Below are 24,823 nucleotides of genomic sequence, written 5' to 3'. Positions count from 1 at the left end.
CCCCCGAAAGGGGCCGCGGGAGCCTGGGACGGAGGGCCGCGGGAGCCCCTGCGCCCTCCGCGGCGGGGATCACTTGCCGCCGGTGGAGGCGATGCCCTCGATGAACTGGCGCTGGAAGATCAGGTACAGGATGACCATGGGCAGCATGGCCAGCAGGGAGCCGGCCATCAGCACCGGGAAGTTGGTGGTGAACTGGCCCCGGAGGGTCGCCAGGCCGGAGCTGAGGGTCATCATCTTCAGGTCGGAGTTCACGACCAGGGGCCACATCAGGTCGCTGTAGGCGAACACGGCGGTGAAGATGGTCAGAGCGGCCACGGAGGTCCCCGTCAGGGGGAACATGACCTTGGTGAAGGTCTGCCACTGGTTGCAGCCGTCCAGGTACGCGGCCTCGCCGATCTCATTGGGGATGCCCATGTAGGTCTGGCGCAGGAAGAACACGCCGAAGGCGCTGACGATGCCCGGGAAGACCAGGGCGAAGATCGTGTTGGCAAGGCCCATGTGGGCGATCATCTGATACTGGGGGATGATAAAGATCTGGCTGGGCAGGGACATCTGGACCAGCACGATGCCGAAGAGCAGGCCCTTGCCCTTGAAGTTCAGCTTGGCGAAGGCGTAGCCCGCCATGGAGCTGAACACGATGGCGCACAGCACCCGGAAGAGGATCATCAGCGCCGTGTTCCAGTACAGGTTCAGGAAGGGCAGGCTGGCCATGGCGTCCTTGAAGTTGTCCAGGATCAGCGCCTTGGGGAAGATCGTGGGCGGGATGGCCAGGCTCTCGGGGATGGTCTTGGAGCTGGTGAGGATCATCCACACGAAGGGGAAGATCATGATGACGGAGCCCAGGATCAGAGCCAGGTAGGTGAGGAACGTGGTCATCTTGCGGGACCGTTCCAGGGAAGCGGTGGTTTTCATCAAGACTCCTCCTTTCTCATACGTCGTAGTTGACCCACTTCTTCTGGCCGAGGAACTGGATGACGGTCACCAGGCCGATGAGGAGCACGGTCCAGATCACGATGGCGGAGCCGGAGCCGCGGCTGCCCGCCACGAAGGACTCGCGGTAGAAGAGGTACATCAGGCTCTGCACGCTGGTGACGGCGGGGTTCGTGTCCTCCACCATCATGTAGATGAGGTCGTACACCTTCACGGAGGCCATCAGCCGCATGATCATGACCACGAACAGCGTGGGGGAGACCATGGGCAGGGTGATGTGGAAGAACTGGGTGACCTTGTTGGCCCCGTCGATGCTGGCCGCCTCGTAGTAGGACTTGGAGATGTTCTGCAGGCCCGCCAGCAGCAGCACCGCGTCATAGCCGATGTTGGACCAGATGGCCACCACGGCGCAGGCGATCATGACCACGTTGGGGTCGGTGATCCAGCCGATGCGGGTGCCCATGGCCTGGTTCAGGATGCCGTACTCGCCGTTGAAGATCCAGCGCCACACCATGGTGACGGCGGCGGGGGCGCAGACCATGGGCAGGAAGAAGATGGTCCGGAAGGCGCCCTTACCGCGGATCTTGGCGTTCAGCAGCATCGCCACCAGCAAGGACAAAAACAGGCCCAGAGGCACGGTGAGGATGCAGAAGTAGATGGTGTTCCAGGTGGCCCGCCAGAATTCCGGGCGCTGGAAGATGTCGATGTAGTTCTGGAGGCCGACGAACTTGTAGTGGCCGAAGCCCAGGTGCTCGCAGAAGCTGGTGTACAGCGTCTGGACGAAGGGCCAGAGGTTGAGCACGATGAGGCCGATGATGGTGGGGGCCACCATGATATAAGCCCAGTTTTGTTCCCGCTTGGCGGCGGCGGACATTTTCATTCCCTTATTCACGAAAACCCCTCCTCTCACTGGTTCGCCAGTTTTTTGGCGGTCTCGGTGTTGATGATCTCCTGGATGTTGTCCATCCCGGCGTCGAAGCCCTGCTGTCCGTTGTAGACCTTGTTCAGCTCATCCAGGACGGGCGCCTTCCACTTGGGCCGGGCGGAGTTGTTGACGCTCTGCACGCCGTACTCGAACTGGTCGTTGAGGATCTCCAGGTCCAGGTCGTAGCCCGCGTTGGCGAAGGCGTCGAAATAGGGCTGCTCGGTGCCGTCATAGGCGGAGACCGCCGCGCCGAACCCGCTGGCGATCAGCTGAGCCTCCTCGGTGCCGAAGAACTTGATGACGTCCAGGGCGATGTCCCGGGTCTTGCCGTGGGCGGCGGTGGAGTAGCAAAGGCCGTTAGAGATGGTGGCCCGGCCGTCTCCCTGGACGGGATCGGGACATTTGGGCAGGGGGGCGATGTCCCATCTGCCGCGCATCTCGGGGAAATTCTCCTGCATGGCCCACAGGTTCCAGTTGCCCTCTAAGTACATGCATCCGGCCTCGGAGAAGAAGGCCGTCTGCGGCGTGGTCTCGGCGAAATAGGTCTGGTCGGGGCACCAGGGCTGGTCCTGGATCCCGATATAGAATGCCATGGCTTTCCGGGTGCCCTCCTGATCGAAGCCGCCCTTGGTCTTGTCCTCGGTGAGGATGCAGCCTCCGGCCTGGTAGACGAAGTTCCAGTAGCCGCACTGGTCGTCGTTGTATGCCATATAGCCGTATTTGCCCAAGGTATCATAGACCTTCTGGGAGGCGTCCATCATGTCGTCCCAGGTCCAGTCCTCGTCGGGGTAGGCCACGCCGGCGGCGTCGAACATCTCCTTGTTGTAGCACAGGACGATGTTGTCCTTGTCCTTGGGCACGCCGTACATCCTCCCGTCGACGCCCTGGGCGTTGCCCCGGGAGATCTCGGAGAAATGTGCCTCGTAATAGTTGGGGTCCACGTCGTCATAAAGATCGGTGACGTCCGCCAGCATCCCGAACTCGGTGTAGTACAAGATCTGGTTGGTGTGCATCCAGAAGATGTCCGGCATGGTGTTGGACTCGGCGGCGGCCTCCAGCTTGGTCCAGTACTCGTTCCAGCTGGTGACCTGCACGTCGATGACGACGTCGGGATGCTGGGCCGTGTAGGCGTCGCAGATGGCCACCATGCTGTCGCGCTGGTAGACGTCCCAGATCTGGAACGTCAGGTGCGTTTTGCCATCGGCGGCTCCGCAGCCGCACAGGCCGAGCAGCAGCGTGAGGGCCAGAGCGATGGCAGCGACGCGGGGGATCTTTTTCATAACTCCACTCCTCTGCTTCAAATTTCGCACGGTTCATCGAAACTGCATAAATCATAATACGCTCCAAGGGGCGGTGTAAATGGACTGGATCAAATAAAATATACCCGGATGTTGGAAATCACACTTTAAGCGCAAGTCAAGTGACATTTTGGCATGTTTTCAAAAAATTCATTAAGTTTCTACAGATGCGGCGATTTCCTTTTGTGCAAAACATAAAATATAGGGAAAGAGCCCCGGGGGACCGTCTCCCGGGGCTCCTGGATTTTTACATTATATGCCAAAATGCGGGATGTTGCCGGCGGGGCCCCGCGGGGCGGCCGCGAGGTATTCGCTGGGGGACAGGCCGGTCTCCCGGCGGAAGACCTTGGCGAAGTAGTTGGCGTTGGCGAAGCCGGAGGCCTCCGCCACATAGCCGATGGTGGTGTCCGGGTCCCGGAGGAGGAGCTTGGCGTATTCGATCCGCACGCGGGTGATGTACTTGCCGGGGGAGGTGCCGATCTTCTTGGTGAACACCCGGCCCAGATGGGCGGCGGAGACCTCCAGGCGCTCCGCCAGTTCGTCCACGCCCTCCAGGAAGGGGAACTCCTCCTGGATGATGGCCACGGCGGCCTCCACCAGGGGGGACCCGGCGTCCACCCGGAAGGTCCGCGGCAGGTCCCGGAGCTTGAGCAGCATGGCGTAGGCCAGGGCGGAGGCGGTCCCGGCCGGGACCTGGCCCTGTTCGTCCTCCAGGACGGCCAGGGAGAGCGCCGCCTCCCGGACTGCCGCCGCGCCGGTGTGGAACAGGGCGCCGCCGTCCGCCAGGCGGTCCGCCAGCAGGCGGGGCGTCAGCTCGCCCTGGAGCCGGAGCAGGAGGTACAGCCCGTCGGACACGGCCTGGACCGTGTACTCCCCCGGCTCCGCCAGCAGGTACGCCTGCCCCGGGTCGAGCAGGGCGTAGTGCTCGTAGGCGGAGACGGTCAGGTTCCCCTGGACCGCCGCCGCCAGGATGTAGTCCCCGGTCTGTCCATAGCCGGCGATCTGATCCCCGGCGGAGAGGGGGAGGATGCGGGCGGAAGGGAGGGCGAGCAGCCCCTGGACGGTGACGTCGGGGGCCGCCGGCCGGATATCTCGTTTCTCATTGGCACGTGGGGGCATAGGGGACCTCCATGGTCATGGCCGGTAGCCTGCGCTGCCGCCGCTCCGGCCCGTCCTGACACCGGACCGCCAGAGCGGCCGGGGGCCCTTTGGGCGGCAGCCCTCTCGGGGAGGGAGGCTCAGTGGGCGATGGCCTGCTCGGTCTCCTTGTCGAACAGGTGGATCTTGTCTTTGTTCAGGCTCAGGCGGGCGGCGTCGCCCACCTTGCCGGAGTAGCTGGAGGGCGTCCGGACCACGAGCTTGCTGCCCTGGCAGTCCAGATGCAGGTGGGTCTCCGCGCCCATGAGCTCGGCGATCTCGATGGTGGCCTCCAGGTCGCCGCCGTCGGCGGGGTCCAGGTCCTCGGGACGGACGCCCAGCACCACGGGCTTGCCCACGTAAGCGCCCAAGGTCTTTTTGTCCATCCGCTCCGGCAGGGCGATGGCGGCGCCGCAGGTCTTGGCCACGAGCTTCCCGTCCTCCTCGGCGATGACGGCGTCCAGGAAGTTCATCTGGGGGGAGCCGATGAAGCCCGCCACGAAGAGGTTGCAGGGGTAGTCGTACAGGTTCTGGGGGGTGTCGTTCTGCTGGATGATGCCGCTCTTCATGACCACGATGCGGTCGCCCATGGTCATGGCCTCGGTCTGGTCGTGGGTGACGTAGACGAAGGTGGTCTGGAGGCGCTTGTGGAGGCGGCTGATCTCCGCGCGCATGGCGGTGCGGAGCTTGGCGTCCAGGTTGCTGAGGGGCTCATCCAGCAGGAAGACGGCGGGGTTGCGGACCATGGCGCGGCCCAGGGCCACGCGCTGGCGCTGGCCGCCGGAGAGGGCCTTGGGCTTGCGGTTGAGCAGGTGCTCCAGGTCCAGGGCCTGGGCGGCCTCGTGGACCCGGCGGTCGATCTCGTCCTGGGGGATCTTCTGGAGGGTCAGGCCGAAGGCGATGTTCTTGTAAACGGTCATGTGGGGATAGAGCGCGTAGTTCTGGAACACCATGGCGATGTTCCGGTCCTTGGGGGCCACGTCGTTGACCACCTGGTCGCCGATGTACAGCTCACCGCTGGAGATGTCCTCCAGGCCGGCGATCATGCGCAGGGTGGTGGACTTGCCGCAGCCGGAGGGGCCCACCAGGATGACGAACTCCTTGTCCTGGATCTCCAGGTTCAGGTCGGGGACGACGGTGACGTTGCCGGGATAGGTCTTCTCGACATGCTTGAAGGTGATACTGGCCATGATGGGCTCCTCCTCGATCGATTTTGGCAAAAGCATAGCACGGGCCTCTCGGGATCGCAAGGGTAAATTCCCGACGGTACAGGTAAAGATCCGGCATCCCCCGGGGACAGGGGGGCCGCACCGCGCCCCGGCCATGGCCCCGTCCGAGCGATCCTCCGGCCCCGGGCGCCCCGGTCCGTCCCGCGGCGCGGCCCGTCCCGGAGGGGCCTGCGCCATACGCGTCCGGTTTTTTGCGGGGAGGGCGCGTCCCGTCCCGGCATCCGGCGCTCCTTCGAGGGATTTTATGAAAAACACTCTTGACAAGTTTGGGCGGGATCTGTATAATAGTGATGTTGAAGCCATATGACATGGCCCTTAAAGTATCCTGGAGATAGCCGGATACCTCGGAGGGAGGGAAAATATAGATGTCTGAGATCCATGTGAAGGAGAACGAGTCCATCGACAGCGCGCTGAAGCGTTTCAAGCGCAGCTGTGCCAAGGCCGGCGTCCTGGCCGAGGTCCGGAAGCGTGAGCATTACGAGAGTCCCAGCGTGAAGCGGCGCAAGAAGTCCGAAGCCGCCCGCAAGAACAAGAAGCGTTACTACTGAGCGATGTGGAGAGCCGCCGTGCCTTTGGCACGGCGGCTTTTTCGCGCGCGCGTCATCCCCCCAGATGGATGACGCACGCCCCCAGGTCGTAGAAAGGCTCCGCCGCCGTGGGCGAGATGCCCTCCACCACGCCCGCCTGGGTCAGCACGGAGGTGGACTTGAAGCACACCGGCAGGATGGGCATCTGGTCCTTGAGATGGGCGCACAGGGCCCGCATGGCGGCGGCCCGGTCCTCCGCCCCGGCCAGGGCCTCCAGGAGCCGGCTGGTCTCCGGGTCGGACCAGTGGCCGTAGTTCAGCGCCCCCGCGGGGGCCAGCAGGCCGCTCAGGTCCCAGTCGGCGGTGAGGCGGGTCTCCCCGTAATAGAGGTCGAAGTCCCCGGCGTCCAGCGCGGCGGTGTACTCCTCCCAGGGCAGGGCCCGGACCTCCACTGGCAGGCCCCCGGCGGTCCAGCTCTCCGCCAGATGGCCCGCGATGGCCCGCTTGAAGCTGTTCTCCTCGTTCACCAGCAGGGTCAGGGGCCGCTCCGGGACATAGCCGCTCTCCGCCAGCGCCGAGGCAAGGCCGTCCGGGGGATAGCCCTCCTCCAGGTCCGCCGGGTACAGGGCGGAGGCCGGGGACACCGGGAAGGCGGCCGCCTGCCCGTGGCCGGAGAGGAAGGCCCCGGCCACGTTGTCCCGGTCGATGCCCGCCGACAGCGCCCGCCGGAGGGCCGGATTGTCCAGCGGCGCACGGCCGGTGTTGCAGCCCACGTATTGCAGCACCGTGGTGGCCGCGTCCACGCAGTCCACGCTGCCGGTGGTGCTCACCGCCAGCACGCCCGTGAGGTCCGCCGTGACCAGCTGCACCTCGTGGGAGGAGAAGCGGTAGAGCATGGCGTCGGTGTCCGGCGCTTCCACCAGCGCGATCCGGTCCACCGGCTGGGCCTCCCCCCGCCACCAGGACTGGTTGGCGATCAGGTACGGCCCCGTCTCCTCCTCGGCGTAGAAATAGGGCCCCGTGCCGGTGGGGGCGCCGTCCCCCTGGGTGCCGGACTTCACGATGGGCACGTCCAAGAGGGCCGGGAGGGCGGCGTTGGGGCCCTTCAGGGAGATGGTGACGCTGTCCCCGTCGGCGAGGATGGAGCCGATCCCCGCGAGGCGGGGGCCATAGCGCACGGACTCCCGCGCCCGGTCCAGGGACGCCTTCACGTCCCGGCCCGTCAGCGGCGTGCCGTCGGAGAAGAGGACGCCCGGGCGGAGGGAGAAGGTATAGCGGGCGAGCGCTTCGTCATGGGTATAGCTGATGCACAGCCAGGGCTGGGGCTCGAAGCGCTCGTCCAGGCGGAACAGGCCCTCGTACAGCAGGGACGCCGCCACCTGCTGCATCCCGTCGGCGCAGTCGGCCGGGTCCAGGCTCCCCCCGGGCGTATAGGGCAGGGCGAAGCTCTGCGGCAGGGCGGGGCCCTCCGGCCCGTCCTCCGCCTCCTCCTCGAAGGGGGGCAGCATGTCGTCCGGCCCCTCCGGCAGCTCCTCCTGCCAGCAGCCGGTCAGCAGCGCGAAGGGCAGCAGGAGCGCGAGCAGTTCACACAGGCATTTCTTCATGACTCACCTCAACGAACGAACGAGGGGCCGGGAGCCAAGGGCCTCCCGGCCCCTCAGAGTGTCAAAAAAGAAGGGGGACTACATCGACGGGAAGGAAGAGAGTTACGAGAGGAACCCAGGAAGGGTTCCTTTCGTTTTTGATCAAGAAGTTTTCAGAACTTTTTTGAAAGTTCTGAAAACTTGCTCAGCCTGTCGAAAAGACGTTTTCGACAGGCTGAGGGGCCGGGAGCCAAGGGCCTCCCGGCCCCTGCCTCCCGGCGCGGATACCGTCATCTCCCGGCGGTGATGGCCGCGCACTGGACGCCCCGGGCCTCCCCCATCCTCCGGTGGGACCAGAACAGGTCCGGGCGGCAGGCGGTGCAGAGGCCGGCGGCCTCGATATGCTCCGGCAAGACCCCCGCCCGCAGCAGCCATTGGCGCTCCAGGCCCTCCAGGTCCACGTGCCACTTGGCTCCCCGCCGTTCCAGATAGGGGCCTGCGTCCTCTCCCAGGGCCTCCCGCATGGCGGCGGGGACGTCGCCGTCGGTCTCGAAGCAGCATGGCCCGATGCAGGGGCCCAGGGCGGCCCGGAGGCGCCCCGGCTCCGCGCCGTAAAGGCGGGCCATCTCCCGGACCGTCTTTTCGACGATGCCCCCGGCGCAGCCCCGCCAGCCCGCGTGGGCCGCGCCCACGGCCCCGGTCCCCGGGTCGTGGAGCAGCACGGTGCCGCAGTCGGCGGAGAAGACGAACAGGGTCAGGCCCGGCACGTCCGTCACCAGGGCGTCGGCGCTGTCGTAGTCCCGCTCCCGGGAGAGGCCCTTCCCGGCGTCCTCGGCCGTGCAGGCCCGGACGTTCGTCTCGTGGACCTGCCGGGAGAGGACGGACCGATCAACATCTGCGCCGATGGCGGCGCAGAAGCGGCGGTAGTTCTCCAGCATGGCCTCCCGGCCGTCCCCCATGCCGGGGCGGAGGTTCAAGCTGTCCCAGGGGGCGGGGGACACGCCACCCAGTCGGGTGGAGAAGCCGTGGCGGACGCCGCCAAGATCAGGAGCGGTGAGCCACACCAGGCCGTTTTGTTGATGGGTCTCAAAGGGCATGAGGACCTCCCTGTTCTTCCTCCTTTTGGGTCTCGCCGTTTTTCTCGACCAGCTCATGCTTCGTCCAGCCGTTCCAAACATGGAAGCCGCCATAGGCAAAGAACGGCAGTCCACAAATCCACAGAGGGATCTCCTCGTTGAACGGAGCCAGAATGAAGATCCAGCCTGCCAGGATCAGTACCGCACCAAAAAGGAGTTCCTTGATATCCTGGAGCAGAGAGAGGACGTTGTCATTATCCTTGTTCATAAGAGGTATTCCTTTCCGATCAAAAGCCCACCGGGAAGGCGGACACACAGGCCCTTCCCCGCAGGGTGTTTACTGGCAGAAGGCGGTCCCGGAGGAACGGGCCGCCGAGCACCCGCAGGGGTACGCCGCATCCGTAAGGCGGCAAAGCCGCCAACGGCTGCGCAGGGCGGCGGCCCCTGCGGATCCGATCACCAGAGCATCAGCGTCAGCGGAGAGAGAAGGAAGGCGATTCGACGACCACCAAAACCCCCGCCCGCACTGTGCCGCGGCCCGAAGACCTTCGCCAAAAAACGGAAGCACACCAGCCGCGCCTTCGTGACGCATCCCCTTGTTTTTCTCTTTTGGACCGTGCACGACCCGTTTTCTCTTTTTATTCGGGAATAAAAAGAGAAAATGGGGGGTGCGATGGAACAGCCATCATCATGGCTGGATCCCTCCCCGCCCGCCAGGGCGAGAACAAGCCCATCAATTCGGATGGTATTCCGGACAAGTGCACTTCTTCCACTTCAGCCCGCTGCCGCAGGGGCAGGGGTCGTTCCGCCCGATCTTCACGACGCGGGTGGGCTGCTTCTTGGGCTTGGTGCCGTCGCCGCCGACGTTCTCCACCATGCCCTTGGCGACCCGCTCCCGCTTGACCTCCTCGTCCTTGCGCAGGCGCACGGAGTACAGCCGCCGGACCGTTTCGTCCTGGATGGCGGCGATCATCTCCTCGAACATGTCCAGGGACTCCCGCTTGTACACGTCCACGGGGTCGTTGTTGCCGTAGGACTGGAGGCGGATGCCCTGCTTCAGGTCGTCCATGGCGTCGATGTGGTCCATCCAGTATTCGTCCACCACCCGGAGCATGATGACCCGCTCCAGCTCCCGCATGACGGGGCTGCCGATCTCCGCCTCCTTGGCCTCGTAGAAGCGCTCGGCGGCGGCGGTGAAGGCCCCGTCGAAGTCCTCCTGGCTCTTCTGCGCGAGCTCCCCTTCGGGGATGTCCACCGCGCCCTTGGCGAAGTACATGCCCTCCAGGCCCCGGAGCATCTCCCGGCAGGCGGCGGCGTCCAGGTGCTGCTTTTCGCCGAAGGCGAGGCTCACATGGTTGGCGATGGAGGTGCGCATCATGTTCAGCACGGTGTCCTTGATGTCCATGCCGTCCAGGACCTGGCGGCGCTGGCCGTAGATCAGCTCCCGCTGCTTGTTCATCACGTCGTCGTACTCCAGCACGGATTTGCGGGACTGGAAGTTCCGGGACTCCACCGTCGTCTGGGCGTTCTCGATGGCCTTGGTCAGCATCTTGTTCTCGATGGGGGTGTCCTCGTCCAGGTCGAAGCGGTCCATCATGTTCGTGATCCGGTCCCCGCCGAACAGGCGCATCAGGTCGTCCTCCAGGGAGATATAGAACCGGGTCTCGCCGGGGTCGCCCTGGCGGCCGGCGCGGCCGCGGAGCTGGTTGTCGATCCGGCGGGACTCATGGCGCTCCGTGCCGATGATGAACAGCCCCCCCGCGTCCCGGACCTGGTCCGCCTCGCTGGCGATCTCCGCCTTGTGCTGGGCCAGCTTCTCGGCGAAGAGCTCCCGGGCGTCCAGGATCTGCCGGTCGTCCGTGTCGGCGTAGCCCGTGGCGTCGATGATGACCTCCTCGGGATACCCGGCCTTCACCAGGTCCGCCTTGGCCAGGTACTCGGCGTTGCCGCCCAGCATGATGTCGGTGCCGCGGCCCGCCATGTTCGTGGCGACGGTGACGGCCCCCAACTTGCCCGCCTGGGCGACAATCTCCGCCTCCTTCTCGTGGTTCTTGGCGTTGAGGAGGTTGTGCCGGATCCCCTCCCGGGCCAGGAGCTTGCTCAAAAGCTCGTTCTTCTCGATGGAGACCGTGCCCACCAGCACCGGCTGGCCCTTGGCGTGGCACGCCTTGATCTGCTCGATGACCGCCCGGAACTTCCCGGCCTCGGTCTTGTAGACCACGTCGTGGTGGTCGTCGCGCTGGTTGGGGCGGTTGGTGGGGATCTCGACGATGTCCAGGTCGTAGATGGTGCCGAACTCCTCCTGCTCCGTCATGGCCGTGCCGGTCATGCCGGAGAGCTTGTCGTAGAGCCGGAAGTAGTTCTGGAAGGTGATCGTCGCCAGGGTGCGGTTCTCGCTGTTGACGCTGACGTGCTCCTTGGCCTCGATGGCCTGATGGAGGCCGTTGGAGTACCGGCGGCCGAACATCAGGCGGCCCGTGAACTCGTCGACGATGATGACCTCCCCGTCCTTGACCACGTAGTCGATGTCCCGCTTCATGGTGCCGTGGGCCTTGAGGGCCTGGTTGATGTGGTGGCTGATGGTGGAGTTGGAGGGGTCGGAGAGGTTCTCCACGTGGAAATACTCCTCCGCCTTGGCGATGCCCCGGGCGGTGAGGGTGGCGGTCTTGGCCTTCTCGTCCACGACGTAGTCCGCGTCGATGTCGGAGGACTCCTCCTCCTTGTTGTCCACCTGGACGACCACCTGCTTTTTCAGCTTTGCGACGAACATCTCCGTCATGTCGTACATCTGGGTGGACTTCTCCCCCTGGCCGGAGATGATCAGCGGGGTCCGGGCCTCGTCGATTAGGATGGAGTCCACCTCGTCCACGATGGCGAAGGAGTGGCCCCGCTGGACCAGCTCCTGGGAGTAGATGCACATATTGTCCCGGAGGTAGTCGAAGCCCATCTCGTTGTTGGTGCCGTAGGTGATGTCGGCGGCGTAAGCCTCCTGGCGCTGCTTGGAGTTCAGGCCGTGGACGATCAGGCCCACCTTGAGGCCCAGGAAGCGGTGGACCTTGCCCATCCACTCGCTGTCGCGCTTGGCCAGGTAGTCGTTGACCGTGACGATGTGGACGCCCTTCCCCGCCAGGGCGTTGAGGTAGGCGGGGAGGGTGGCGACGAGGGTCTTGCCCTCGCCGGTCTTCATCTCGGCGATCCGGCCCTGGTGGAGCACCACGCCGCCCACCAGCTGCACCCGGTAGGGCCGCAGGCCCAGCACCCGGTCCGACGCCTCCCGCGCGGTGGCGAACGCCTCGGGGAGGATGTCGTCCAGGGACTCGCCGCCGGCCAGGCGGTCCTTGAACTCCTGGGTCTTGGCCTGGAGCTGGGCGTCGGTCATGGCCTTGTACTCGTCGGCCATGGCCTCGATCTTGTCCACGATGGGATAGATGGATCGAAGCTCCCGGGAGCTGTAGTCACCGAAAATCTTTTTTATCAGGCCCATGTTCGTTTGAAACTTCCTTTCTAAATTGGAGGCTCCCCCGGCGGGGGAGCCGGCGATATCCATAGTAAAACAACCATAGCTTACCACAGACCCTCCGAAAATGCAAAGGAAATCCAGGGCGGGAGAAAAAAATTTACAAAGAGGCGGCGGCCGGGAGGGGCCGCCGCTCCGAGTGTCGAAAAGGAGTGGGGACTTCTCCAACGGGAAGGGAGGTCAGTCCACGGTGAACTCCGCCGCCAGCGCGAACGGGGCCTCCCCGCCGTGGTCCCAAAATTGCAGGATCAGCCGGTACCGCCCGGGCCGCAGGGCGTCGAAGGGGCGCGTGTCGCTCCAGTAGAAGGTGAGGCGCCGGGGGACGTCCTTTTCATAAGAGCAGGACTCGAGGGCCGCGCAGACGGTATCGCCGGGCCGCCCCTCCTCCCGCATGGGGAGCCACAGCCCCCACAGCCGCCGCTGGACATGGTAGTCCTCCAGCTCCCCGGCGTTGGAGATGCGCCGGTCCGTGCGGTTCAGGACCTCCACCGTCACGCTCCTGGAGGTCACGGATCCCTCCACGGCGGTCATGGAGATCCCCTCCTGCCGGTAGGTCCCGCGGTCGGCCATGGCCAGCAGGATCCCGGCCCCCAGCAAAAGCAGCATCCACGGGGAGCACAGCCATTTTTTCAGACGCATCCTCCTCACCTCCTGTAGGTCTGTCCGTTTAGACGGCGGGGGAGCGGGAAAAGTTCCCGGTCCCCGGGGCCTCGCCCCCCGGCGGCAGGCAGGCCCGGCCCCGGGATCTGCCGGCGGGGAGGGGAGGGCCTCCCGGCGGCAGGAGGGCCGCATGTCTTGACTTTCTCGGCATGAAGGTGTATGCTCTCCATAGATCCGACACATTTTGCCACCCGGCCCGCGGGAGTCTTCTATATGGAGTTGGTGTTCGCATGGCGTTTCATTCCGCCCCCTTCCTGTTCTTCTTCTTCCCGGCGGCATGGCTGCTCGTCCGGCCGGCCCGGGGCAGGGGACGGATCTATCTCCTCATCGCCGTCAGCTTGTTGTTTTATGCCTGCGGGCAATGGCAGGGGCTCCCCTGTCTCCTCCTGTCCGCCGCCGTAAGCTTCGCTGCCGGTTTTTTCATGCCCCGGGCCCGGCGGAAGCGCGGCCTGCTGGCGGCGGTCCTGGCCTTCCACCTGCTCCTGCTGGGGATGTTCAAATACCTGGACTTCTTCACCGGGAGCCTGGGCCCCCTGCTGGGGACGGAGATCCCGGCGGCGGGCCTCCTCCCGCCGATGGGCATCTCCTTCTTCACCTTCAAGTCCATGGCTTACGTCATCGACGTCTACCGGGATGGGGACCGGGCCGCCCGGCGCTTCAGCGACTTTTTGCTGTACGTCTCCTTCTTCCCCCAGGTGGTCTCCGGCCCCATCGCCCGCTTCGGGCAGTTCTCCGCCGGACTGGACGGCCCCCGGCCCGGCGCGGAGCAGAGCGCGCGGGGCCTCCGCCGCTTCATCGTGGGCTTCGCCAAGAAGGCGCTGATCTCCGAGATGGCCGCCACGGTCGCCGACACCGCCTTCGGCCTGGGGGCCGGGCTGGACGGGCGCATGGCCTGGCTGGGCGCCGCGGCCTATACCCTGCAGATCTACTTCGATTTCTCCGGTTACAGCGACATGGCCCTGGGCCTGGGGACGCTGTTCGGCTTCGAGGGCCCGGAGAACTTCGACTATCCCTACGTCTCCGCTTCCATCACCGAGTTCTGGCGGCGGTGGCACATGTCCCTCTCCTTTTGGTTCCGGGACTACCTGTACATCCCCCTGGGGGGCGGGCGGCGCGGCGCCGCCCGGAAGTGCCTGAACAAGGCCGCCGTCTTCCTGCTCTGCGGCCTCTGGCATGGGGCCAGCTGGACCTTCGTCCTCTGGGGCGCGTGGCACGGACTCCTCTCCGCCGCCGAGAGCGTCCTGCCCATGGGGAAGCTCCAGAGGGGGCCCCTGGGCCGCTTCGCGGGGCATGTCTGGACGATGCTGGCGGTCTGCCTGGGCTTCGTGGTCTTCCGGGCGAGCTCCGTGGGGGAGGCCGTGACGGTCCTGCGGGCCATGTTCACCGGCTTCGCCCCCACCCCCGCCTCCACGCTGGCCCTGGAGCGGATCGGCCCGGCGGTGTGGTGCGCCCTGGGCGCGGGCGTCGTGGGGAGCCTGCCGGTGGCGCCCTGGCTGAAAAAGCGCCTGGACGGCCGCTGGCTGGAATTCTCCTCTTACGCCGGCGCGGCGGCGCTGTTCGTCCTCTGCCTCCTGGCGGCGGCGGGCAGCAGCTTCCAGCCTTTCATCTACGCCCAGTTCTGAGGCCCCGCATCCCCGGCCGCGGGACGCCGCCGGCGCGGGCCTCCGGCCGCATCCCCCGGCCTATGGACGCGGTCCCGGGCCCGGGGGAGGAGCGCCCGCCCCTTCCCGGCTGCGGCCATATATCTCCATCTTGTGAGGCGATGTCATGAAAAAAGGATCTGCCTACGCCGCCTTCACGGCCCTGATCCTCCTGCTGTGCCTGATCCCCTCCCTGGGGATGCTGCTGCCGGTGCGGGAGGGCCCGGCCGGCGGCAACCAGACCATCGCGGCCCCTCCCGCCCTCCGGGACGCCGGGGGAGCTTGGGATCCCGGCTTCCTCTCCAAGCTCCGGGACTACGCGGCGGACAACTTCTTCCTCCGCCAGGACCTGATCACCGCGTGGTCCGCCCTGAACGCCAAGGGGCTGCACAGCTCCATCACGGAGGACGTGGTGCTGGGCAGGGACGGCTGGCTCTACTTTGGGGACACCCTGGCGGACTACGCCGGGCTGGACCCCATGGACCGGCGGGAGCTGTTCTCCGCCGCCCGGAACCTGTCCCTGATCTGCGAATACTGCGAGAGCCAGGGGGCGCGGTTCCTGTTCACCGTCGCCCCCAATAAAAATTCCCTCTACCCCGAGCATATGCCCGGCCTCACCGCCTCCGGGGAGCCCCACGACGCCGAGCGGCTGGCCGCGGAGCTGGAGCGGCAGGGCGTGGAGTACCTGGACTGCTTCGCCCTGTTCCGGGACCGGGAGGAGACGCTCTATTTCCGGACGGATTCCCATTGGGACAGCAAGGGCGCGGCCCTGGCCGCCGACGCGCTGAACGAGGCCCTGGGACGGTCCTCCGCCTACTTCGCCGGGCCCTTCTCCCCGGAGGAGGTCCATAAGGGCGACCTTTACGATATGCTCTATCCCGCCGGGGACGGCCTGGAGGCGGATCGGGTCTACGGCGGCGTCCTGGACTTCGGATACGACGCGCCCATCCGCTCGGCGGAGAACCTCACCATCATGACCCACGGCGGCGGGGAAGGGTCTTTGCTGATGTTCCGGGACTCCTTCGGGAACCTGCTGTACCCCTACCTGGCCGACAGCTTCGGCGCGGCGCTGTTCTCCCGGTCCATGCCCTACCGGCTGGACCTGACGGCCCGGCGGGAAGCGGACTTCGTCGTGGCGGAGCTGGTGGAGCGGAACCTGCGCTATCTCATCCGGGAGGTCCCCGTGATGCCCGCGCCCCGGCGGGGGACGGGACTGCCGGAGCCGTATGCCGTCTATGGGAGCGGCGTGGAGCTGGACGCGGAGCCGTCGGAGGACCTGCCGGGCTATGCGCTGGTCAGCGGGCCGCGGATCTTAGAGGGGCAGGAGCTCCCGGACGCGGCCCCGGATACGCCGGTGCTGGTCCTGACCTCGGACGGCGGCTGTTACGAGGCGTTCTTGCTGGAGGACGGCGGCATCGGCCTCTACCTCCCGGAGGGGATCCGGCCTGTGGGCATCGCCTATGCCCCGGCCTGAGGGACGCCGTGCGGGGAGCTTTTTCCAAGAGACAGACAGGACGGACAGACAGAGGGTAAAGGAGAGATACCGTATGGGGAAGATCGATTGGATCGCGCTTTTGCTGGCGCTGGTGATGCTGGTCACCGTCATGCCGGCCTGTGCCGCCGGGGCGGAGGACCCCGGCACGCAGGACTACAGCGAAGATGCTTATGGTGGCCTGGCGCCTCCGCCGGAGGACGGCGGGCCCCAGGACAGCGGCCCGGCGGACGGGGAGGACGGCAGCGGCCTCGCGCCGGACCGGCATCGGACGTCCGATGCCCCCGTCGTCCCGGCGGACGACGGGGGCCTTGCCCCCGACCAGCCGCAGGTCGGCAAGAAGAAGCGGGAGAACGAGAAAGCCGCTCTGGCCGGCAAGGTCCCGGCGGGCGTCTCCCTGTCCACCGACGTCCACACCGCTTACGCCTACGGCAGCGGCGGCGCCTTCGCCGCGTTCCACCCCGACCGGCATGTCACCCGGGCCGAGGCGGCCCAGATGCTCTACCGCCTCCTGCCGGAGCAGGCCAAGGTCCCCGTCGGCGTCTACGCCGACGTGCCGGAGGACGCCTGGTATGCCGACGCGCTGCGGACCCTGGCGGACCTGGGCGTGATCGAGGCCCGGGACGGGATGCTGGAGCCGGACCGGGAGGTCACCCGGGGCGAGTTCGTCCGCTGCATCGCCTCCTTCTCCCCCCTGCGGACCGACGGGGAGCTCTTCCCCGATGTGCCCGAAGACGATCCCAACGCCTCCTACATCCTCTCCGCCCGCGCCTACGGCTGGGCGCAGGGGGGCGGCGACGGGCTCTTCCGGCCGGACGAGGCCATCGGCCGGGCAACGGCGGTGGTGCTGCTGAACCGGGCCCTGGGCCGGTCGGCGGACAGGGACTATATCGACCGGGAGCATCCCGCGTTCTACATCGACCTGGCCCCCTCCAGCTGGTACTATCACGACGTGCTGGAGGCCACCGTCAGCCACGGCCACACCAGTACCGGCGGGACGGAGCAGTGGACCTCCCACACGCCGAAGGACGAGGTCCCCCAGGACGGCTTCCGGCTGGTGGACGGCTGGCTGTACTGCTACGACAGCGCCAGGGGCGACCTGGTCCGGGACGCCGTGGTCCGGAACCACTATTTCAACAGCCTGGGCCGCTTCACCACCGGGAACGGGGAGCTGGACGCCCGGCTCCATGACATCGTGGCCGCCCATACCGCCCCCTCCCAGACCCAGGAGGAGATGCTCCGGGCCCTGTACCTCTACACGCGCGATTCCTTCACCTATCTGCGCCGGGCCCCCTACGCGTTCGGCGTCTACGACTACATGGAGACCGACGCCCTGCGCATCCTGACCACCGGCTACGGCAACTGCTACTGCTACGCCGCCCTGTTCTGGTACCTCTCCCGCTGGATCGGCTATGAGTCCGCCATCTACAACGGCACCGTGGGCGTGCGGAAGTCCCCCCACAGCTGGGTGCAGATCGCGATGGACGGCAAGAGCTATATCTTCGATACCGAGCTGGAGATGGCCTACCGCCGGAAGCAGCGCTTCGACATCGACCTTTATAAATTCTATGACGCCGGGAACAGCTGGAACTACCGGCGGCCCCAGCACGGCGGCGTCCAAATGTGAGGGAAGGAGAGACGGCATATCATGAAGAGATCATGGAGCATCCTGCTCTGCGCGGCGCTGCTGTGCGCCCTGTGCGCCTGCGGCGGGCAGGCCCCTCAGGCCGGGCCGGCCCGGGAGGGCGGAGAGCCTGCGGTACGGAGCGGGGACGCCCCCGCCAAGGAGACGGGGGACGAAGGATCCGGCGAAGCCGGCGGGGCCCCGGAGGCCGGACGGACGGAGGAGGGGCCCGGTCAGGCGGAGGAGCCCGCCGGCGGGTCCGGCGGGGCGGCCCCGGATGCGGGGAGCCAGGCCCCGGAGCAGGCGGAGGAGCCCCCGGAGCCCGCGCCGTCCGAAAAGCCGGAGGCCAAGGACCCGCCCGCCCCGAAGCCGGGACAGGCCGGGGATGCGGAGCCTGCGGCCGGACAGGGCGGGGCGGAGCCTGCCCCCGCGCCCATCTCGGAGCCGGGACCTGCACCAGATCCGGAGCCGGAGCCTGCTCCAGGGCCCGCGCCCGCTCCGGAGCCGGAGCCCGCGCCCGCCGAGAGCGTGGACCGCAAGTCTGTGGCCGAGGGGCTGGTGGGCCGTCCCGTCAGCGAGCTGTACGCCGCCATCGGCCGTCCCCTCGCCTCCGATTATGCCCCCAGCTGCCTGGTCGACGGCGACGACGGTGAGCTGACCTACGACGGCTTCACCGTCTATACCACGAGGGAAGGGGATCAGGAAACGGTCTACGCCGTGTTTTGACATATCTTGCGCCGGGGCAGGCGTATCCTGACCGATAGGAAGGCCGGAATGCCCCTTGGAGGATCTGATGAAACGAAATACCATCCTGGTCTGCGCCGCCCTCGCGCTGGCAGTCCTGGCCGCAGCCTATCTCTACGTGCCCCGCAGCTTCCGCCCCGTCTTCGGCGAGGGGGAGGTCCTCGTCTGCTTCAACGAGGACGGGAGCTTCGACATCGAGTGGCCGGAGGCCAAGGCGAGCGTCCCGGAGGACATCCGGGAGAAGCTCAAGTCCGCGCTCCAAAGGGGCGCCCTGGCGGATGCCGCGGCGGGCATCGCCGAGGAGGACGGCTGCACCTATGAAGAAGCGCTGGACCGTATCGTGGACGACGTGTCCTATATCCAGTCCATGCGGCACAGCGGCGAGGCCATGCCCGTCGAATATCCGGTGTTCAGCAACGGGGGCAGGGCCTGGACCGTATCCCTGCCCGTGACGCTCCAGCTGCGGGCGGAGTCCTGGGGCATGGATCTGCTGGGCCTGCCCCGCCGCGCATCCAGCGAGAAGCGGACGGCGCAGATCGAGGCCGTGGATCTGGGCGCCCCGGAGGCCAAGGCCGTCCCCGCGCCGGGGGAGCTGTCCCTGGAGTGGACGCTGGCGGGCCGCGCCCCGGACTTTTACGAGGTCTTCACGATCGACGAGGAGGGCCGGGCCCACCGAGCCGCTGCTGCCGACGCCAAGTCCCTGACCCTCACCGTGGGCCGGGAGGGCGATATCCCGATGCCCGCCTACGGCCATCCCCTGCAGATCCAGGTCCGGGCCGCCGTCCGGGGGGAGGGCTGCATCCTCTGCGGGCCCGCCTCCGATCTGGTCCGCGTGGAGCGGCAGGACTTGCTGGGGGACGAGCTGGACCTCATCTATCGGGAGACCGCGCCCCGGGTCGTCAGCCTGGAGTGGGAGGAGACCCGCGGAGAGTATTACGAGCTCCAGGAGTGGGACGGAGAGGACTGGGTCCTCCTGGACACGCTGGAGCCGGCGGAGCGGTCCGTCTATGAGCTGGGCCGCCTGGGCTCCGGGTCTTACCACCGCTACCGGGTCGCGGCCAAGGACCGCGGCGGCGTCCGCTCCTCGGAGGAGGTGGAGTTCTACGCCTCCGCCGATCCGCTGTACGCCACCGTATGGCCCATCATCGGCCAGCCCTACTATGAGGGGCCCGACGCGGGCTCCGCCTCCCTGGGGAAGATCCCGGGCGGCACCGCCCTCTGCGTCCTGGAGGAGCAGGGGGACTGGTTCCGGGTCCGCTACAAGGACCGGTACGGCTACATAGACAGCCGCTTCTGCATGATCGACCTGCCGGGATACGTGGGCGACCACTGCGAGTACGACATCACGAACAGCTACAGCTCCGTCTTCAAGGTCCATGAGTCCCCCATCGCCCTGATCACGGACCAGGTCGTCACCGGGTTCGAGCACGTCCAGGAGGAGGACGGGGGCTTCCTGGTCCCCTACCTGTACCCCTGCGCGAAGAAGCTGCTCACCGCCGCCCGGCGGGCGGAGGAGGACGGCTACCGGCTGAAGATCTACGAGGCGTTCCGCCCCAACGAGGCCACCCGCTACCTCTACGACACCACCTCCGCCCAGCTGGACTGGGCCGCCCTGGTGTACAGCTTCGAGGATGAGGAGGGCGTCCCCCTGGGAGAGGACGAGGAGCCCAGGGTCCTGGACCCGGTCACCGGATGGGCCGTGGACCTGGCCGACGGCCTCCTGCTGGACCCGGAGACCGGGGAGAAGATCAGCCGGGAGGACCTGGCCCTGCGGCAGGAGGGAGGAACGGAGGGAGCGGAGGACGGAGACGCCCCGCCGCCCGAGGGCGGGGTCCCCGCCCCGGACGCTCCGGCGGGGCCGGAGGCCCCCTCCTTCGCGCTGCTGGAGGAGGAGACCGGCCTGCAGCTGTCCGGCGGCGGATCCCAAGCGGTCCCTCCCTCCGAGACGGACGCTCCGCCCCAGGAGGACGGGCAGGTGGACGACGGGACCGAAGACGGCGAGGGAGAGGCGGAGACCGAGTACGACACCTATTTCAAGATCATGACCGACGGCGGGCGGTTCCGCCTGAGCAGCTTCCTGGCCCAGGTGGCCTCCGCCCACAACCGGGGCATCGCCCTGGACCTGACGCTGGAGGCCATCGACAGCGGCGAGGAGCTGGAGATGCAGAGCGCGATCCACGATCTGAGCTGGTACTCCGCCGCGTACCTGAACAACGACAACGCCAAGCGCCTGGAAAGATACATGACCGGCGTGGGGATGCGGGGCCTGAGCTCGGAGTGGTGGCACTTCCAGGACGACGAGACCCGGGAAGCCATCGGCCTGAGCAGCTACCTCTCCAAGGGCGTGGACATGAGCGGCTGGACCCGGGACGACCGGGGCTGGCGCTACCGGGACGCGGACGGCAGCATCTTCAAGGATACCACCATCACCGTGGATGGGAAGCGCTGGACCTTGGACCGGGACGGCTATGCCGCAGACTGAGCCCAGCCCCCTTAGAGCCTTCATATGACGATGACGGAGCGCCCCGTCCGGTGGTAGAGCCGGACGGGGCGCTGTAGTGTCGAAAGAGCAGCAGGGATCTTGGACGGCGGGAAGGACGGGTGTGTGCGGGAGACCCAGGAGGGGTCTCCTGCATCATTTTAGATCAGGAGTTTTCAGGACTTTCAAAGTCCTGAAAACTTGCCCAGCCTGTCGAAAAGAGGTTTTCGACAGGCTGGCCCGTCCGGCGGTAGAGCCGGACGGGGCGCTGTGGCGCCAAAGGAGCAGGGGGGATCTTGGACGGCGGGAGGGAGGCGCGTGCGGGAGCAGGCCCCTTCACGGCAGGTTCCGATCCCCCCAGGACTTCATATAGCTGATGACGTCCATGAAGCTCCGGCCCAGATCGGACAGGGTGTATTCCACCCGCGGCGGGATCTCTTTGAAGTCGTGCCGGATCAAGAACCCGTCCGCCTCCAGTTCCCGGAGCTGTTTCGTCAGGGACGACTCCGATATCTCTCCGAGCTGGCGGCGCAGCGCCCCGAACCGATGGATACCGCAAAAAGCGATATAATAGAGGATCTCCAGTTTCCACTTGCCGCCCAAGATCTTTTGAAGGGCCGACATGGTCTTGCAGCGCTGGACCGCCGTTTCCGTCTTCCGCATCTTCCAGGACCTCCTCATGGTATTCTGGCACGGCCGTGCGAAAAAACTAGGTACTGCGAAAAAGTACCGTACTTCCATTTCCATCGTACCGTGCTATAATGGCGGAAAAAACAAGGAGGTCCTCACATGCATCACACGGGAACGATCTGGAGGCCGCCCTATGAGGCCGCTTCGCTGCTGCTGGAGGTGACGGCAGGCTGTACCCATCACAGATGTAAATTCTGCACGCTCTATCACGATCTGCCGTTCAAGTTCAGGATGTCTCCCCTGGAAGACATCGAGAGCGATCTGCAGGAGGCACAGCTGTGGAGCACGGACCCCATCTCGATGCTGGCGTCCCGCCTGCAGGGGATGCCCAGGCCGGAACGCCTCCGGCGGGCTTTTTTGACCGGGGCGAACCCCTTCGTATTGGAGCCTGGACGGCTCATGGCCATCGCGGACCTGATCCATGCGTATATCCCGTCCATCCGGACGATCGGCTGCTTCGCGAGGGTCACGGACATCGCGCTCAAATCGGACGCGGAGCTGGCGTCCCTCCGTCAGGCCGGGTACGACGGACTGACGATCGGGGTCGAGACCGGCGATGACGAGGCCCTGCGCTTCATGGACAAGGGCTACACTGCCGCCGATATCGTGGAGCAGTGCCGGCGGCTGGACCGGTCCGGGATCCACTACAGTTTCTTTTACCTGGCGGGCATCTCCGGCGCCGGCCGGGGGGAGACCGGCGCGAAGGCGGCGGCCGCCGTCTGCAATCGGCTCCACCCGACGGCGATCGGCGTCAATATGCTGACCGTCCAGCCGGATTCGGAGCTTTACCGGGAGATCCGGCGGGGCCGCTGGGAAGAGGAGAGCGAGACCGAGAAGTACCGGGAGGTCCGCACGCTGCTGGAGGGACTGGAGATCCCCACCCGGTTTGCCGCCTTGGGCGCGTCGAACGCCTTCCGGTTCCAAGGGACGCTGCCGGAGGATAAGGAGGCCCTCATCGCGGCGGTCGACCGGATCGTCGAGACCATGGGAGAGGAGGAGCTCCGGGGATACCGGGCAGGGCTGCGCCACCTGTGAGGGGCCCGGACGAGCGGCGCGGCGGGATTTACGGCTCCCCCCTTTGCAGCAGCACGACGGACTCCACATGCCTCGTCCCCGGGAACATATCCACTGCCGCCGCCCGGACCGCCCGATAGCCGTGCCCGGCGAATCGCGCCGCGTCGCGCCCCAGCGTCGCCGGGTCGCAGGAGATATACACGATCCGCCCCGGCCCCATAGCCGCCGCCGAGGCGACGACCTCCGGGCTGAGCCCCTTCCGGGGCGGATCCACCGTGATCACGTCCGGCCGCAGCCCCTGGGCGGACAGCCGCGCCGCCGTGTCCGACGCGTCGCCGCAGAAGAACTCCACGTTCTCCACGCCGTTCCGCTCCGCATTGGCCTCCGCGTCCCGGATGGCGGCGGGGACGATCTCCGCGCCGATGGCCCGGCCCGCCCGGCCCGCCAGTAAGAGCGTGATGGTCCCCGCGCCGCAGTAGAGGTCCAGTGCCGTCTCGCGCCCCGTCAGGGCGGCGAACTCCAGCGCCTTCTCGTAAAGGACCTCCGCCTGGTCCCGGTTCACCTGGTAGAAGGAGGGCACCGACAGCCGGAACTCCAGGCCGCACAGCGTGTCCATGAGGGAGTCCTGCCCCCAGATGGTCCGGTACTGCTCCCCCAGGATGACGTTGCCCTTCCTCGTGTTCACGTTCAGCACCACGCCCACGGTCTTCGGCGCGGCGGCCAGCACCAGCGCGGCCAGCTCCGCCTCCCGGGGGACCTTCCGCCCTGCCGCCACCACGCAGCAAAGGCTCTCCCCCTTCCGGCTGGTCCGCACGTAGATGTGCCGGATCAGTCCCCTGCCGGTCCCCTCGTCGTAGGCGGGGACCTTGTAGCGCTTCATCCAGCTCCCCACGGCCTTGGCCGTCCGGTCGCAGACCTCCGGCTGGAGGAGGCAGCGGTCCACCGGGACCACCTGGTGGGTCCGGGCCTGATAGAACCCGATCTCCCCATGGGGCCCCACGGGGTACTGGCACTTGTTGCGGTAATGGTCCGGGTCCCTGGCCCCCAGGATCTCCTCCACCCGGACGTCCGAACCGCCGATGCGGCGCAGGGCGTCCTGGACCCGCTGCCGCTTGGCCCGCAGCTCCTCCGCATAGGTGAGGTGGCGGAAGTCGCATCCGCCGCACTTCCCGTAATAGGGGCAGTCCGGGACGGCCCGCTCCGGGGAGGGGACGCGGATCTTCACGATCTCCCCCAGGGCGTGGGACTTCATCACCCGGACGATCCGCAGGTCGATGGTCTCCCCCCGGACGGCCCGGGGGACGAAGACCACCGCGCCGTCCAGCCGGACGATGCCCAGCCCCTCGCTGGAGTATCCCTCTACCTCGGCGGTGAACAGCCCGCCCCTGCGCAGTCGTTCCATCTGAGCGCCTCCTCTTCAGCAAAGGACAGGGGAGCGGCGCTCCCCTTCCGAGTATCGAAAAAATAGGGGGGACTCCCCCGACGGGGAGGAAGAGCCTTACGAGAGGGACCCAGGGAGGGTCCCTTTCATTTTCGCTCATAAGTCCCCGGGACTTTTTTGAAAGTCCCGGGGACTTGCCCGGCCGGTCGAAAGGCCGTTTCGACAGGCTGAGGGGGAGCGCCGCTCCCCCTGCCGCAGTCACGGTCCGTATGTCACGCTTCCCATCTCTCAAGCAGCTGCCGCAGCTCCGCCGCGTACTTCGCCAGGGACTTGTTGTCCCGGCCCCGGCTCCGCTTGATGAACTCCGTGAGCATCCCGCTGACGGACACCAGGCGCTCGTAAGCCGGCGCGCCCTTGGACCCGCTGACGGCCTTGACCTTCCGCTCGGGGAGGTAGCCCCGCTCCAGCACGGTGTTCGCCGCCAGGTCGTAGACCTCGGTATACTGGGGGGCGTGGGCGGGGATGCCCATGTTCACCAGCGTCTGGGCGAAGTGGGGCGCGACCTCCCGGTCGCCGTGGACCACGAAGACATGCTCCGGCTTGGGGTCCGTGAAGCCGGAGATCCACTTCAGCAGGTGGTCCCGGTCGGCGTGGGAGCTGAGCCCGGTGAAGTTCTCCAGATGGGCGCAGACGGCGATCTCCTCGCCGAAGAGCTTCACGCGGTCGGCCCCCTCCAGGAGCTGGCGGCCCAAGGTGCCCTCGCCCTGGTAGCCCACGAAGAGGATGGTGCACTCCGGCCGCCAGAGGTTGTGCTTCAGGTGGTGGCGGATGCGGCCCGCGTCGCACATGCCGGAGGCGGAGATGATGACCTTGGGGGT

20 protein-coding genes are annotated in these 24,823 nt (G+C 66.8%); 7 read left to right on the top strand and 13 right to left on the bottom strand.

What is annotated here, in order from left to right; genetic code table 11:
• Positions 1 to 69: 69 nt before the first annotated feature.
• The 5 genes from QZ332_RS02395 to QZ332_RS02375 all read right to left on the bottom strand — a co-directional run bounded on the left by QZ332_RS02395 (position 70) and on the right by QZ332_RS02375 (position 5,480).
• On the bottom strand, positions 70 to 912 hold the full coding sequence (locus tag QZ332_RS02395) for a carbohydrate ABC transporter permease (protein ID WP_363324003.1): 843 nt from the start codon (positions 910 to 912) through the stop codon (positions 70 to 72).
• Positions 913 to 928: 16 nt separating this feature from the next.
• Positions 929 to 1,822, bottom strand: a complete 894-nt coding sequence (locus QZ332_RS02390) for a sugar ABC transporter permease (protein WP_363324002.1) — start codon at positions 1,820 to 1,822, stop codon at positions 929 to 931.
• A gap of 14 nt (positions 1,823 to 1,836) precedes the next feature.
• Positions 1,837 to 3,135 (bottom strand): sugar ABC transporter substrate-binding protein, encoded by a 1,299-nt coding sequence (locus tag QZ332_RS02385; protein ID WP_295761862.1) that lies wholly within the window; start codon positions 3,133 to 3,135, stop codon positions 1,837 to 1,839.
• Positions 3,136 to 3,405: 270 nt separating this feature from the next.
• A complete protein-coding gene (locus QZ332_RS02380; protein WP_295761860.1) occupies positions 3,406 to 4,272 on the bottom strand; it encodes an AraC family transcriptional regulator in 867 nt (288 codons plus the stop codon).
• Between the two features lie 119 nt (positions 4,273 to 4,391).
• Positions 4,392 to 5,480, bottom strand: a complete 1,089-nt coding sequence (locus QZ332_RS02375) for an ABC transporter ATP-binding protein (RefSeq protein WP_295761858.1) — start codon at positions 5,478 to 5,480, stop codon at positions 4,392 to 4,394.
• Between the two features lie 404 nt (positions 5,481 to 5,884).
• Here QZ332_RS02375 and rpsU point away from each other — a divergent pair, with 404 nt between their 5' ends.
• A complete protein-coding gene (gene rpsU / locus QZ332_RS02370; RefSeq protein ID WP_016324321.1) occupies positions 5,885 to 6,067 on the top strand; it encodes a 30S ribosomal protein S21 in 183 nt (60 codons plus the stop codon).
• A gap of 52 nt (positions 6,068 to 6,119) precedes the next feature.
• Here the strand turns inward: rpsU and QZ332_RS02365 are convergent, their stop codons facing one another.
• From QZ332_RS02365 to QZ332_RS02345, 5 genes are all read right to left on the bottom strand, one after another.
• Positions 6,120 to 7,649: an ABC transporter substrate-binding protein gene (locus QZ332_RS02365; RefSeq protein ID WP_295761856.1), complete on the bottom strand. Its 1,530-nt coding sequence runs from the start codon at positions 7,647 to 7,649 to the stop codon at positions 6,120 to 6,122.
• A gap of 269 nt (positions 7,650 to 7,918) precedes the next feature.
• The gene (pgeF, locus tag QZ332_RS02360) at positions 7,919 to 8,725 is read right to left on the bottom strand and encodes a peptidoglycan editing factor PgeF (protein WP_295761854.1); all 807 of its coding nucleotides are present in this window, start codon (positions 8,723 to 8,725) and stop codon (positions 7,919 to 7,921) included.
• Positions 8,715 to 8,972, bottom strand: coding sequence for a hypothetical protein (locus QZ332_RS02355; protein WP_295761852.1), 258 nt, complete (start codon positions 8,970 to 8,972; stop codon positions 8,715 to 8,717). The genes pgeF and QZ332_RS02355 overlap by 11 nt, the downstream gene beginning before the upstream one ends.
• 465 nt (positions 8,973 to 9,437) lie before the next feature.
• Complete coding sequence (secA, locus tag QZ332_RS02350; RefSeq protein ID WP_295761850.1) at positions 9,438 to 12,188, bottom strand: preprotein translocase subunit SecA; 2,751 nt, start codon at positions 12,186 to 12,188, stop codon at positions 9,438 to 9,440.
• A gap of 213 nt (positions 12,189 to 12,401) precedes the next feature.
• Complete coding sequence (locus tag QZ332_RS02345; RefSeq protein ID WP_295761848.1) at positions 12,402 to 12,860, bottom strand: hypothetical protein; 459 nt, start codon at positions 12,858 to 12,860, stop codon at positions 12,402 to 12,404.
• Positions 12,861 to 13,111: 251 nt separating this feature from the next.
• Between QZ332_RS02345 and QZ332_RS02340 the strand changes: the two genes are divergently transcribed.
• The 5 genes from QZ332_RS02340 (at position 13,112) to QZ332_RS02320 (ending at position 20,863) form a co-directional block, all read left to right on the top strand.
• Positions 13,112 to 14,503, top strand: a complete 1,392-nt coding sequence (locus QZ332_RS02340; RefSeq protein WP_295761846.1) for an MBOAT family protein — start codon at positions 13,112 to 13,114, stop codon at positions 14,501 to 14,503.
• Positions 14,504 to 14,648: 145 nt separating this feature from the next.
• Positions 14,649 to 15,995: an alginate O-acetyltransferase AlgX-related protein gene (locus tag QZ332_RS02335; protein ID WP_295761844.1), complete on the top strand. Its 1,347-nt coding sequence runs from the start codon at positions 14,649 to 14,651 to the stop codon at positions 15,993 to 15,995.
• A 73-nt stretch (positions 15,996 to 16,068) separates the two neighbouring features.
• Positions 16,069 to 17,640, top strand: coding sequence for an S-layer homology domain-containing protein (locus QZ332_RS02330; RefSeq protein ID WP_295761842.1), 1,572 nt, complete (start codon positions 16,069 to 16,071; stop codon positions 17,638 to 17,640).
• Positions 17,641 to 17,661: 21 nt separating this feature from the next.
• On the top strand, positions 17,662 to 18,363 hold the full coding sequence (locus QZ332_RS02325; protein WP_295761841.1) for a hypothetical protein: 702 nt from the start codon (positions 17,662 to 17,664) through the stop codon (positions 18,361 to 18,363).
• 67 nt (positions 18,364 to 18,430) lie between these two features.
• A complete protein-coding gene (locus QZ332_RS02320) occupies positions 18,431 to 20,863 on the top strand; it encodes a M15 family metallopeptidase (protein ID WP_295761840.1) in 2,433 nt (810 codons plus the stop codon).
• Positions 20,864 to 21,196: 333 nt separating this feature from the next.
• Here QZ332_RS02320 and QZ332_RS02315 read toward each other — a convergent pair whose 3' ends face one another.
• A complete protein-coding gene (locus tag QZ332_RS02315; RefSeq protein ID WP_295761839.1) occupies positions 21,197 to 21,523 on the bottom strand; it encodes a helix-turn-helix domain-containing protein in 327 nt (108 codons plus the stop codon).
• 126 nt (positions 21,524 to 21,649) lie between these two features.
• Here QZ332_RS02315 and QZ332_RS02310 point away from each other — a divergent pair, with 126 nt between their 5' ends.
• A complete protein-coding gene (locus QZ332_RS02310) occupies positions 21,650 to 22,585 on the top strand; it encodes a radical SAM protein (RefSeq protein ID WP_295761837.1) in 936 nt (311 codons plus the stop codon).
• A 28-nt stretch (positions 22,586 to 22,613) separates the two neighbouring features.
• Here QZ332_RS02310 and rlmD read toward each other — a convergent pair whose 3' ends face one another.
• Together rlmD and QZ332_RS02300 are read right to left on the bottom strand one after the other, a co-directional pair.
• Positions 22,614 to 23,966, bottom strand: a complete 1,353-nt coding sequence (gene rlmD, locus QZ332_RS02305) for a 23S rRNA (uracil(1939)-C(5))-methyltransferase RlmD (protein ID WP_295761836.1) — start codon at positions 23,964 to 23,966, stop codon at positions 22,614 to 22,616.
• A gap of 251 nt (positions 23,967 to 24,217) precedes the next feature.
• Positions 24,218 to 24,823 (bottom strand): MBL fold metallo-hydrolase (locus tag QZ332_RS02300; RefSeq protein WP_295761835.1); only part of this gene is annotated, 606 nt, incomplete at its 5' end.

The sequence above is a fragment of the uncultured Oscillibacter sp. genome (genome assembly GCF_910584465.1).
GTDB lineage: Bacteria > Bacillota > Clostridia > Oscillospirales > Oscillospiraceae > Oscillibacter.
Note: the sequence above shows the minus strand (reverse complement) of the source record. Positions and strands in the feature narration are given on the sequence as shown.